This is a genomic window from Pseudomonas syringae group sp. 247E2 (genome assembly GCF_032587795.1).
Taxonomy (GTDB): Bacteria; Pseudomonadota; Gammaproteobacteria; order Pseudomonadales; family Pseudomonadaceae; genus Aquipseudomonas; species Aquipseudomonas amygdali.
The window spans coordinates 103,154-115,542 of the sequence record NZ_JAWHPK010000034.1 but is presented as its reverse complement, the minus strand read 5'-3'; the positions used below and the strand labels follow the sequence as shown (position 1 = coordinate 115,542).

Annotated in this window: 12 protein-coding genes; 11 read left to right on the top strand and 1 reads right to left on the bottom strand. The window is 58.9% G+C overall.

Going from position 1 to position 12,389, the window contains the following annotated elements; genetic code table 11:
* Positions 1-96: 96 nt before the first annotated feature.
* The 3 genes from RYC18_RS24690 (at position 97) to RYC18_RS24680 (ending at position 2,004) form a co-directional block, all read left to right on the top strand.
* Positions 97-630, top strand: a complete 534-nt coding sequence (locus RYC18_RS24690) for a DUF3455 domain-containing protein (RefSeq protein ID WP_005730965.1) — start codon at positions 97-99, stop codon at positions 628-630.
* Positions 631-733: 103 nt separating this feature from the next.
* Positions 734-1,300, top strand: coding sequence for a sigma-70 family RNA polymerase sigma factor (locus RYC18_RS24685; protein WP_316886959.1), 567 nt, complete (start codon positions 734-736; stop codon positions 1,298-1,300).
* Positions 1,297-2,004 carry an anti-sigma factor domain-containing protein gene (locus tag RYC18_RS24680; protein ID WP_316886958.1) on the top strand — a complete coding sequence of 236 codons (708 nt, stop codon included), beginning with the start codon at positions 1,297-1,299 and terminating at the stop codon, positions 2,002-2,004. Before RYC18_RS24685 ends, RYC18_RS24680 begins: the two co-directional genes overlap by 4 nt.
* 13 nt (positions 2,005-2,017) lie before the next feature.
* Here the strand turns inward: RYC18_RS24680 and epsC are convergent, their stop codons facing one another.
* Positions 2,018-2,971 (bottom strand): serine O-acetyltransferase EpsC, encoded by a 954-nt coding sequence (epsC, locus tag RYC18_RS24675; protein WP_002551607.1) that lies wholly within the window; start codon positions 2,969-2,971, stop codon positions 2,018-2,020.
* A gap of 197 nt (positions 2,972-3,168) precedes the next feature.
* Here epsC and RYC18_RS24670 point away from each other — a divergent pair, with 197 nt between their 5' ends.
* The 8 genes from RYC18_RS24670 (at position 3,169) to RYC18_RS24635 (ending at position 12,194) form a co-directional block, all read left to right on the top strand.
* Positions 3,169-4,167, top strand: a complete 999-nt coding sequence (locus tag RYC18_RS24670; RefSeq protein WP_002551606.1) for a D-cysteine desulfhydrase — start codon at positions 3,169-3,171, stop codon at positions 4,165-4,167.
* A 219-nt stretch (positions 4,168-4,386) separates the two neighbouring features.
* Positions 4,387-5,184: a cystine ABC transporter substrate-binding protein gene (gene tcyJ / locus RYC18_RS24665; RefSeq protein WP_005778615.1), complete on the top strand. Its 798-nt coding sequence runs from the start codon at positions 4,387-4,389 to the stop codon at positions 5,182-5,184.
* A complete protein-coding gene (gene tcyL / locus RYC18_RS24660; RefSeq protein ID WP_002551604.1) occupies positions 5,181-5,849 on the top strand; it encodes a cystine ABC transporter permease in 669 nt (222 codons plus the stop codon). The genes tcyJ and tcyL overlap by 4 nt, the downstream gene beginning before the upstream one ends.
* A gap of 3 nt (positions 5,850-5,852) precedes the next feature.
* Positions 5,853-6,596: an L-cystine ABC transporter ATP-binding protein TcyN gene (gene tcyN, locus RYC18_RS24655; RefSeq protein ID WP_005743147.1), complete on the top strand. Its 744-nt coding sequence runs from the start codon at positions 5,853-5,855 to the stop codon at positions 6,594-6,596.
* Positions 6,597-7,170: 574 nt separating this feature from the next.
* Positions 7,171-7,899, top strand: coding sequence for a hypothetical protein (locus tag RYC18_RS24650; protein WP_016982752.1), 729 nt, complete (start codon positions 7,171-7,173; stop codon positions 7,897-7,899).
* Between the two features lie 533 nt (positions 7,900-8,432).
* A complete protein-coding gene (locus RYC18_RS24645; RefSeq protein WP_004654156.1) occupies positions 8,433-9,605 on the top strand; it encodes an SfnB family sulfur acquisition oxidoreductase in 1,173 nt (390 codons plus the stop codon).
* Positions 9,606-9,630: 25 nt separating this feature from the next.
* Positions 9,631-10,836 carry an SfnB family sulfur acquisition oxidoreductase gene (locus RYC18_RS24640; protein ID WP_005743150.1) on the top strand — a complete coding sequence of 402 codons (1,206 nt, stop codon included), beginning with the start codon at positions 9,631-9,633 and terminating at the stop codon, positions 10,834-10,836.
* The gene (locus tag RYC18_RS24635; RefSeq protein WP_005743152.1) at positions 10,836-12,194 is read left to right on the top strand and encodes an LLM class flavin-dependent oxidoreductase; all 1,359 of its coding nucleotides are present in this window, start codon (positions 10,836-10,838) and stop codon (positions 12,192-12,194) included. The genes RYC18_RS24640 and RYC18_RS24635 overlap by 1 nt, the downstream gene beginning before the upstream one ends.
* The last annotated feature ends 195 nt before the right edge of the window (positions 12,195-12,389 follow it).

Below are 12,389 nucleotides of genomic sequence, written 5' to 3'. Positions count from 1 at the left end.
TTCAAATCACTGCATCCGGATGGGTTTCTCGCGGGTAGTACATTCAGCAGCCACTTCGAGTTGCTGAGCGCGGTTAAACAATCTGGAGATTTCTGCATGAACGCAAAACGCTTGCTCTGCCTTGCTGGTAGCACCCTGGCTTTCACTTGCCTGTCATCCATTGCCATGGCTCAGACTGACCTGCCCGAAAGCGTCCGGGTACCGGCCGGCAACAAAGTCAGCATGACCACCACCGGGGTTGGCGAGATCACTTACGAGTGCCGCGCCAAAGCCAACATGCCCAACGAGATGGAGTGGGCATTCGTCGGTCCCAAGGCCGTGCTCAATGACAAGAGCGGCAAACAGGTCGGCACCTACTACGGCCCACCGGCCACCTGGGAAGCCAAAGACGGCTCGAAACTGACCGGTACTCAGGTTGCTGTGGCCCCGTCGAGCGCAGGCAACCTGCCGTACCAACTGGTCAAGGCCAACCCGGCTGAAGGCAAGGGCGCAATGACGGGCGTCACTTACATTCAGCGCGTGGCCTTGAAAGGCGGCGTAGCCCCGGCCAAAGCCTGTGCAGAGAGCAACAAGGGCGCGAAGGAAGTGGTCAAGTATCAGGCCGATTACCTGTTCTGGACCGCCAGCTGATCAATGCGCTTAATCAGGTGACCGTGCAACAGTAGGCTATGCTGCTGCACGGGAGCCTCGTGATGTCAGCGAGGCAGTAGTCTTCCTTGGATGGCGGATCATCTTGTCCTCGCACGAATCTCTCTTTGATTACGAAGCAACGTTGCAGGCCTGCGCTCGCGGTGACAAGCAGGCCTTGCAGCGTCTTTATAAACAGGAAAGCGCGCGGCTGCTCGGCGTCGCTCAGCGGCTGGTGCGTGACCGGGCGCTGGCTGAAGACATCGTGCATGACGCATTCCTGAAAATCTGGAGCCACGCGGCCAGCTTCGACGCGGCGCGCGGTTCGGCGCGTGGCTGGATATTCAGCGTGACCCGGCATCTTGCGCTGAACACGCTGCGCAACACGGCGCGCGAGGTACGTGTCGGGGATGACGGCAGCGACGATTATCACGAACAGGCAACCCTGGAAGGCTGGCAGGAAACCGGGGATGCTTTCGATTGGCGGGTCAATCCAGGACGGATGACTTCATGCATGGAGCAACTCGAGCCGGTACGCCGAAACTGTATCTTTCACGCTTACGTAGACGGCTATTCGCATCAGGAAATCGCGCAGAAGATCGGCGCGCCATTGGGTACGGTCAAAGCCTGGATCAAGCGCAGCCTGACGGCTTTGCGGGAGTGCATGGGATGAACCGGCCTTTAGACGACGACATTCATGACCTGGCGGGCGAGTATGTGCTCGGCACCCTGTCGGCACAGGAAAGGCTCGACGTAGAGCGTCGCCTGCCCCACGAGCCTGATCTGCAGGCGGCCATCGACGCTTGGGAGCAGCGCCTGCTGCCCCTGACAGAGTTGGCCGAACCGGTTACGCCATCGCCCGGCCTGTGGGATCGCATCGAACGTAACTTGCTGGAGCTGGCAGCACCCGCCAAAGCGCTGCACAGGCAGCGAGTGCGCTGGTGGGACAACCTGTCGGTCTGGCGGGGGCTGGCGGGTGCCGGATTAGCGGCGTCGCTGGTGCTGGGCATGACGTTGCTGACCCGCGCGCCGGCGCAACCGTCCTACCTCGTGGTATTGGTCGGGCCGCAGGACAAGGCTCCCGGCTGGGTCGTGCAAGCCAGCAACTCGCAGGAAATCCAGCTTATTCCGCTTGGCGTGTTCGAGGTTCCGAACGACAAGGCGCTGGAGTTCTGGACCAAGGGTGACGACTGGCAAGGCCCGGTCTCACTCGGGCTGGTCAAGCCGGGTCAGAGCCTGCATGTTCCGCTGGACAAACTGCCGCCACTGCAACCCAATCAGCTGTTCGAACTGACTCTGGAGAAATCTACCGGTTCGCCAATAGGCAAGCCTACCGGGCCGATCCAGTTCATCGGCCGGGCAGTGAAGGTGATCTGATAACGGAGCGATCTCACTTCTTGCTGCAATCATCCTGTTGCAGCAAATTGGCCTGGGTCAGGTTGCAGCCCGCCGGTACGCTGCGGGTCAGCCAGACATTGCCGCCGATGGTCGAGCCCTTACCGATGGTGATGCGCCCCAGAATGGTCGCACCCGCGTAGATCACCACGTCGTCTTCAACGATTGGATGCCGTGCATGGCCTTTCTGCAACTGGCCGTCCTCGTCCGACGGGAAGCGCTTGGCGCCCAGGGTCACGGCCTGATAGATCCGCACCCGCTCGCCGATGATCGCGGTTTCGCCAATTACCACGCCTGTTCCATGGTCGATAAAGAAGCTCGGGCCGATCTGCGCGCCCGGATGAATATCGATACCGGTCGCCGAATGGGCGATCTCCGAGCTGATGCGCGCCAGCAATGGCAAACCGGCGCGATACAAATGGTGCGCCAGACGATGGTGGATCACCGCCAGAATGCCGGGGTAGCACAGCAGCACTTCATCGACGCTGCGTGCGGCCGGGTCGCCGTGGTAGGCGGCCAGCACGTCAGTGTCCAGTAACAGACGAATACCCGGCAGGGCCATGGCGAAACCCTGAATCAGCTCGAGCGCTCGCGCATCGATGCTCTTCAGGTCACCGCCCTGCTGATGGGCGACGTAGCGCAGCTCCAGGCGGGCCTGGGCCAGCAGCGCATTGAGTGCCACATCCAGCGTATGCCCCACGTAAAAATCTTCGCTTTCTTCACGCAGGTCCACCGGGCCAAGCCGCATCGGGAACAACGCCCCGCTCAGCGCTTCAAGAATTTCGCCCATGGCTGCACGCGAAGGCAGTTCGCGCCCGCCGTGCTCGCCGCTTACCCGACGGTTGCGCGCCCGCCAGTCTTCACGCGCGCCGCGCAACTGGCTGACGATCCGCTGCAACTGCCAGTGGCTGGAACTGCCGTCGGCGGATGCTTCTGGAATATCGCTCACGCTTGACTCTCCTTGATGTGAAGGGTGGCGACCGACAGTGCTGGCCGCTGCTGTTGCCACTCTACGGCAAACATTCAGACGAAAAAAACAACAATTTCTGTAGGAATACGCCAACAGAGCAGTGAGCACAGATAAGTTGCCGTGCGGGAAACGTCTGCCTATAGTCCGGTGACTCTCTACACGGCTTACCGACCACCATGATCAAAAATCAGCTTGCCCGTTTCAATCGCCTGGACTTGATCAGCGCGCCGACGGCTCTGGAAAAGCTTGAGCGCCTGTCGATCTGGGCAGATCGCGATATCTACATCAAGCGTGATGACACCACCACCCTGGCGCTGGGCGGCAACAAGGTTCGCAAACTTGAATACCTCGCCGCAGACGCGCTGGCCCAAGGTGCCGACACGCTGATCACTGCGGGCGCTATCCAGTCCAACCATGTTCGCCAGACTGCTGCCCTGGCGGCGCGCCTGGGCCTTGGCTGCGTGGCGCTGCTGGAAAACCCCATCGGCACTGAAGACCCGAGTTACCTGAAAAACGGCAATCGCCTGCTGCTGGAGCTGTTCGATGCCAAGGTCGAGCTGGTCGAAAACCTCGACAACGCCGACGAACAACTGCACGCGCTGGCTGCGCGTCTGCGCTCCAGCGGCAAGAAGCCTTATCTGGTACCCATCGGTGGCTCAAGCCCGGTCGGTGCGCTGGGTTATGTTCGCGCCGGGCTGGAACTGGCCGAGCAGATCAAGCAGACCGGCATCGACTTTGCGGCGGTTGTTCTGGCCTCCGGCAGCGCGGGCACCCACAGCGGCCTGGCGTTGGCGCTGGCTCACGAGTTGCCGCAATTGCCGGTTATCGGCGTGACTGTTTCGCGCAGTGAAGAAGCACAACTGCCCAAAGTGCAGGGCTTGGCCGAGCGTACGGCAGAATTACTGGATATCGCCCTGCCAGAGCACTTCAAGGTTGAACTGTGGGACGAATATTTCGCTCCGCGTTATGGAGAGCCGAACGCCGGTACGCTGGCAGCGATCAAGCTGGTGGCCAGCCATGAAGGGCTGTTGCTGGACCCGGTTTATACCGGCAAGGCCATGTCCGGCTTGCTGGATGGCATTGGCCGTCAACGCTTCAACGACGGCCCGCTGATCTTTCTACACACTGGCGGTGCTCCGGCGCTGTTTGCCTACCCGGATGCGTTTGATCAGTAACTTTTCAGCCGGCGCAGCTTTTATGCCTTTTGATAGGAAAAATAACTTTTTTTGTTATTTTTCCTCATAAGCAGATGGCTATATAGTCGCGCCCGGCAGGCAACAACTCTGACGCAACACCTGACGTAACTGCCTGAAAAAAAGCTTAATAATCAGCACGATGTTGCTTGAGTCGGGTCAGAAAATGGCCAGACACTTCCATACCAACAAGGGGCTCGCATGAACATTTCCGCTATTCGTCGCACGTTTCTTTTCTCGGCACTGGGCTTGATGCTCGGTACCGGTATCGCCGGGCAAGCCATGGCTGGCGAGCAACTGCAGAAAATCAAGGATAGCGGCACGCTTAATGTGGGCCTTGAAGGCACTTACCCGCCGTTCAGCTTCGTCGATGAAAACGGCAAGCTCACCGGCTTCGAAGTAGAGTTTTCCGAAGCGCTGGCCAAGGAACTGGGTGTGAAAGCCAAGATCCAGCCATCGAAATGGGACGGCATTCTGGCCGCTCTGGATTCCAAGCGTCTGGATGTGGTGATCAATCAGGTGACCATCTCCGAGGAGCGCAAGAAGAAGTACGACTTCTCCGAGCCCTACACCGTGTCCGGCATTCAGGCGCTGGTTCTGAAGAAGAACGCAGACACCATCAAGACAGCCAAGGACCTGACCGGCAAGAAGGTTGGCGTGGGGCTGGGCACCAACTACGAACAATGGTTGAAGGAAAACGTCCCGGGCGCAATCGTCAAAACCTATGACGATGACCCGAGCAAAATTCAGGACCTGAGTGTAGGCCGTATCGACGCGATTCTCGTTGACCGTCTGGCAGCTCTGGAAATGGCCACCAAGACCAAAAACAAACTGGTGCCCGCAGGTGACGCGTTTTCCCGTCAGGAGTCCGGCATTGCCCTGCGCAAAGGCGAACCCGAGTTGCAGGCAGCTATCGACAAGGCGATCGACAAACTGCGCGCCGACGGCACCCTGGAAAAACTGTCGAAGAAATACTTCAACGCTGACGTCACCAAATGATCGAAGAGAGCCTTCAGCTCGCGCTGGACTCCGCGCCCTTTCTGCTCAAGGGCGCGTATTACACCGTCTTCCTCAGCCTGGGCGGGATGTTTTTCGGATTGCTGCTGGGCTTCGGCCTGGCATTGATGCGCCTGTCGCGCCTCAAACTGGTGAACTGGATTGCACGCATCTACGTGTCGTTCTTTCGCGGTACGCCCTTGCTGGTTCAGCTGTTCGTGATTTATTACGGCCTGCCGGAACTGGGTATCCAGCTTGAACCCCTGAGCGCGGCACTGATCGGCTTTTCGTTGAACATGGCCGCTTATGCTTGTGAAATTCTGCGTGCGGCCATCAGCTCTGTGGAACGCGGTCAGTGGGAGGCTGCCGCAAGCATCGGCATGACCCGCTGGCAGACCATGCGCCGGGCCATACTGCCGCAAGCAGCACGCACGGCCTTGCCGCCGCTGGGCAACAGCTTCATTTCGCTGGTCAAGGACACCGCGCTGGCCGCCACCATTCAGGTGCCGGAGCTGTTCCGCCAGGCGCAGTTGATCACCGCACGCACCTTTGAAATTTTCACCATGTACCTGGCCGCCGCACTGATCTACTGGATCCTTGCCACGGCGCTCTCGCACCTGCAAAACAAGCTGGAAGCCAGGGTCAACCGGCATGATCTGGAGACCTGACGCATGATAGTCGTTGAAAAACTCACCAAGAAATTCAAGGGCAATCAGGTGCTCAAGGGCATCGATCTGCGTATCGAAGCCGGGGAAGTCGTCGCCATCATCGGTCCCAGTGGCTCGGGCAAGACCACCCTGCTGCGCTGCCTGAACCTGCTGGAGACACCGGATAGCGGCAGGATCAAGGTGGGCGACATCGAGATCGATGGCACACGTTCCATGAACCAGCAACAGGGGTTGATTCGCCAGTTGCGCCAGCAGGTAGGGTTCGTGTTTCAGAACTTCAATCTGTTTCCGCATCGCACAGCGCTGGAAAACGTCATTGAAGGCCCGGTAGTGGTCAAGAAGGTCGCGCGGGAAGCCGCCGAGGCGCTGGGCAGGAAACTGCTCGCCAAGGTCGGTCTGACCGGCAAGGAAGACGCCTACCCGCGTCGTCTCTCGGGCGGGCAGCAGCAGCGCGTGGCGATTGCACGGGCGCTGGCGATGGAGCCGCAAGTGATTCTGTTCGACGAGCCAACCTCGGCACTGGACCCGGAACTGGTTGGCGAGGTGCTGACCACTATTCGCGCCCTGGCCGAAGAAAAGCGCACGATGGTGATCGTCACCCACGAGATGAGCTTTGCACGGGAGGTCGCCAACCGGGTGATCTTCATCGACAAGGGGGTGATCGTGGAGCAAGGCGAAGCCAAAGCACTGTTCGCCGACCCTAAGGAAGAGCGCACACGGCAGTTTCTTGAGCGCACTCGTCACTGATCATGCCGGTAGGTCCCCAAAAAAGCAGCGTCCATCAACGGCGCTGCTTTTTTCTTACATTTCAGAAGGCGTTAATCGTTCAAGATCCTTGCTCAATTCCCGCGTAATTTTCCGAAAAATCATCGAAATAATAAAATCGGCCTACGTCAGCTCTCATACCTGATTCGTAGTCGGCTGGCCTGAGACACACGCCCCTTGCCGAACACACTCTTCTGAGCCCTCCTCCGTCGGTCACTGCCTGTTGCTATTGGTACTTTGTGGTAGGACGGTTGTTTATCGCGAAGTAAACAGTTCCAAATAAACCGTGTAGGAAGTCTCCGGTTTTCAAGTAAAACACTAGCAAACGCCACCCACATATTGACAAGTGCCTGCAAAGCCCATTAGCTCATACATATCACTCAGTTAGTGAGACACTAAAGTTTCAAGCCCTCTTTTCATACCATTTGTAATGTTTGCCATAAGTTGGATATTTAAGGTACTTATCCCACCGCCTTAAGCGCACCTCTTATTACTTCAACATGACAATTTATGACGAATCGTTACTTAAACTATTGATTATCAGGAGCACCCGTACATGAGCCAAATCATTTGCAAACCGACCCCTCTGGGCCTGTCAGCCCCTTCCATACCGCTGGCCAGCCGACATGGCATAGGCGTGAGAGGTGCCTCTCAACTGCTTGTTCATGTGGCCCCCTATGACAGCATGGACGAGGGAGACCTGATCGAACTGTTCTGGGACGGCTGTTACGTCGCGTCAAAAATATTGAAGGCATCCGACGTCGGCAAACCCGTTGTCCTACGCGTGCCGGAAAGCTTTCTACAGAACGGCAAAGCAAGAACTTACTACCGGGTCATGAAAATAGGCGGTTTGCCCATAACCTCGCCCTGCCGCAAGCTATGGGTGAAGCTGAACGCACCAGGCGGGCAATTGGTCAGCACCAACACGGAAGAAAACCAGGGGCTGGCACCCCTGTATGTTGTGCCATCGGTAATACGTCGAGGACTGTCGCGCAGGCACCTGGAAGGCGGTTTACCGATGACCATCGAGCCGTACCTGAACATGGCTGTCCACGACGAGATCACTGTGCGCTGGGGCGATTTGCGTATGGACCTGCCGCCGCTTGTTGCCGAAGACGTCGGTGAGCCTGTCGATCTGGTCGTGCCGCCCGCGCTGATACTGGAAGGCGGAGAGGAACAACAACTGGAAGTGACTTACTGTGTTATAGACCGAGTGGGTAACAACTCGCTCTGGGCTCCGCCACGGGTAATACGGGTTCAGCCACTGGGCCATTACACTGATTGAATACGACGAATCGAATAATCGAGGCTCCTGAAAAAATCACCTGCAAAATAGCCGGCGCGGTAATAGCAGTCATCAATAAAATAAACATTGGTAACTTATGTCCGCTACTTTTTAAACCTATGCCGCGCATGCAATAAACGGCGAAATCGCGCAGGCGTCAGCGGTGTTCATTTCGCATTTGATTCTGCACCTCGGTCTGGCACGTGGGGTGACGTCGGTTGAGGCGCTGAACGGACGCAGACGACTGACAATTACTGTCTATGCTTATTCCAAAAAGCACGTTTTAAAAAATTTTATACACGCTTAGGGTATATATACCGGACCACCGGACATCGTGATGTTTTCCAGCCGCACTTGATGCGGTCTACTGCTACGAGGTTCCGATGGTCCCTTTCACAACTACCCCTGTGGATAAACCCAGGGCTGTACCTACTGACGGTGAGCGACGCGAGTCTGATCCGACGGCGGTAGCAGCCCACCACGTCGAGGCTTCACAAGAGCCTGACGTAGCGCCCCGACTGCTTGCGGCCAAGGTGTTGCAAAACGACGCCGAGGCCATTGCAGCCGCTCATGAACTGGCAGCGGCAGCCAGGATCAACGCTGCAAACCGCGACCGGCAACGCGCTTTGCCGTGGGCTGAAATCGAACAATTCACCCGTAGCGGACTGGGCAGCATATCCATCCCGCGCGCGTACGGCGGGCCGCAAGTATCGTTCGTCACGGTGGCCGAGGTGTTCAGGATTATTTCTGCTGCCGACCCCGCATTGGGACAAATTCCGCAAAATCAGTTTGGCATCCTGCACCTGCTGCAGGGCAGCGCCACCGAACAGCAGAAAAAAACACTGTTTCAGAGCGTGCTGGACGGCTGGCGCATCGGCAACGCCGGGCCGGAGCGTGGCACCAAAAACACGCTGGAACTCAAGGCACGGATCACCGCCAATGGCGACCGCCTGACCATCACCGGACAAAAATTCTATTCCACCGGCGCGTTGTTTGCGCATTGGGTCGCGGTCAAGGCGCTGGATGATCAGGGCCGGCAGATCATGGCCTTCGTCAAACGCGGCACACCGGGGCTGCGCATCGTCGATGATTGGTCGGGCTTTGGCCAGCGCACCACCGCAAGCGGTACCGTGCTGCTCGACAATGTTGCGGTCGACGCCGGGCAGGTGGTCGACAACTGGCGTCTGGCCCTGACGCCCAATATTCAGGGTGCGGTATCGCAGTTGATCCAGGCTGCGATAGACGCGGGCATTGCTCGCGGTGCAATTGATGATGCGATTGCGTTCGTTCGCGAGAAATCCCGTCCGTGGATCGACGCCAATGTCGAGCGTGCCAGCGACGATCTCTATGTGATCGCCGACATCGGCAAGCTGAAACTTGAGCTGCACGCCGCCGAAGCGTTACTGCGCAAGGCGGGTCAGGAACTCGACGAAATCAACGCTGCGCCCATAGACGAGCACTCGGCAGCGCGCGCTTCCATTGCCGTGGCGCGTGCCAAGGTGCTGACCACCGAAATCTCCTTGTTGGCCAGCGAAAAGCTGTTCGAACTGGCGGGCAGCCGCGCGACCCTGGCCGAGTTCAATCTCGACCGCCACTGGCGTAACGCACGCGTCCATACCCTCCACGACCCGGTGCGCTGGAAATACCACGCAGTCGGCACCTGGCATTTGAACGGCACCCTGCCTGCTCGCCATTCCTGGATCTGAACCAGACCACTGGAGAACACCTTTGATGAGTTCCAACCTTCAGGCGCGCGACAACGCAGCGCTGATTACCAGTGACGCTCAGGCCCTGCAAACAGCCCGCGAACTGGCCCTGCACTTCAAGACCGACAGCGCACAACGCGACCGCGAGCGTCGTTTGCCTCATGCCGAACTCGACCTGTTCAGTCAGTCCGGTCTGTGGGGCATCAGTGTCCCGAAGGCCTTTGGCGGCGCGGGTGTTTCAAACGTTACCCTGGCCAAGGTGATCCAGCTGATTTCCGAAGCCGATGGCTCGCTGGGCCAGATTCCGCAAAACCATTTCTATGCCCTCGAAGTGCTGCGCGTGAACGGCAACCCGCAGCAACAGGCGCAACTGTATGCCGAGGCGCTGGCTGGCGTGCGGTTCGGCAACGCGCTGGCCGAACTGGGAACCAAAACGGCACATGACCGCACCACTCGCCTGACCCGTGACGGCGACGGTTATCGCATCAATGGCCGCAAGTTCTACGCGACCGGCGCGCTGTACGCGCAACGTATTCCCACCTCGGTGATCGACGACGAGGGTGTGCAGCAACTGGTTTTCGTAGCGCATGACAGCGAAGGCCTGACCGTCATCGACGACTGGAGCGGTTTCGGGCAGCGCACCACGGGCAGCGGCTCGGTGCTGTTCGACAACGTGTACGTCCGCGCCAACGACGTCGTGCCGTTCCAGAGCGCTTTCCAGCGCCCCACTACGGTCGGGCCGCTGGCGCAGATTCTTCATGCCGCGATCGACACCGGCATCGCCCGCGCAGCCTTTGAGGACGCCCTGACCTTCGTGCAGACGCGCACCCGGCCGTGGATCGACTCGGGTATCGAAAAGGCCGTGGACGACCCGCTGACGCTGCACAGCTTCGGCAAGCTGGGTATTCGCCTGCACGCCGCCGAAGCGCTGCTCGAGCGCGCCGGGGAGTTTCTCGACGTTGCCCAGGCAGACAGCAATGCCGAAACCGTGGCCGCCGCCTCGATAGCCGTTGCCGAAGCCCGCGCCATCAGCACGGAGATTTCCCTGGCGGCCGGCAGCACGTTGTTCGAACTGGCTGGCAGTCAATCGACACTGGCTGAACACGGCCTGGATCGCCACTGGCGCAATGCGCGCGTTCATACGCTGCACGATCCGGTGCGCTGGAAGTTTCACGCCATCGGCAATTACTACCTCAACGACACCAACCCTCCGTTGCGGGGGACGATCTGATGGCGCGTAAAAAGATCCTCCTCAACGCGTTCAACATGAACTGCATCGGCCATATCAATCATGGTCTGTGGACGCATCCGCGTGATACCTCAACGCAATTCAACAGCCTGGAATACTGGACCGAGCTGGCGAAACTGCTGGAACGTGGTCTGTTTGACGGTTTGTTCATCGCCGACATCGTGGGCGTGTACGACGTCTATCAAAACTCGGTGGACGTCACCCTCAAGGAAGCCATCCAGTTACCGGTCAACGACCCGCTGCTGCTGGTTTCGGCAATGGCTGGCGTGACCAGACACCTGGGCTTTGGCCTGACGGCCAACCTGACCTACGACGCGCCCTATCTGTTCGCCAGGCGCATGTCGACACTCGATCATCTGAGCCGTGGCCGGGTGGGCTGGAACATCGTGACCGGCTACCTCGACAGCGCGGCGCGGGCGATGGGTCTCACCGAGCAGAACGAGCACGACCGCCGTTACGATCAGGCCGATGAATACCTGGAGGTGCTCTACAAGCTCTGGGAAGGCAGCTGGGAAGACGATGCCGTCATCAATGACCGCGAGCAGCGCGTCTATGCCCAGCCGGGCAAGGTGCACAAGGTACGGCACCAGGGCGAGTTCTATCAGGTCGAGGGCTACCACCTGTGCGAGCCGTCACCGCAACGCACGCCAGTGCTGTTTCAGGCCGGCAGTTCGGAGCGCGGCCTGCAATTTGCCGGGCAAAACGCAGAATGCGTGTTCATCAGCGGCCAGAACAAGACCGCGACCCGCGAGCAGGTAGACAAGGTGCGCGCCAGCGCAGTGAAGACCGGGCGCAACCCGGAGGACATCAAGGTGTTCATGGGCCTTAACGTCATTGTCGCCGCGACCGAGGCGCTGGCTCGGGAGAAACACGCCGAGTACCGCCACCATGCCAGCGCCGAAGCAGGCGTGGCGCACTTTGCGGCGTCGACCGGTATCGACTTTGCAGAGTACGAACTGGACGAACCCATTCAGTACGTGAAGAGCAACGCCATTCAGTCCGCGACCAGAAACCTGAAAAACAACGACTGGACCCGCCAGAAACTGCTCGATCAGCACGCGCTGGGCGGCCGTTATATCACCCTGGTCGGCTCGCCTGAACAGGTCGCTGATGAGCTGGAATCGTGGATTGCAGAAACCGGCCTGGACGGTTTCAACCTGACCCGCATCGTCACGCCAGAGAGTTACGAGGACTTCATCGATCTGGTGATCCCGGAGTTGCAACGCCGCGGGTCCTACAAGACCGCTTACGAAGACGGCAGCCTGCGCAAAAAACTGTTTCCGGAAGGTACGGATCGATTGCCGGAACGGCACGCGGGAGCGGCACACCGGCGTATTTGATTTTCAAACGGACGCAGAGCGTCCAGAACGGCATTACCACGCAGAATGCTCGGCGTTATACATAAGTCTGCTCTTGATTCTGGCCGAAGGCCGTGGGAGCGGACTTGTCCGCGAAAGGGCCGGTATATTCTCTGAAAATGCATCTACTGAGATACCGTCTTCGCGGACAAGTCCGCTCCCACAAAGCTCCATATT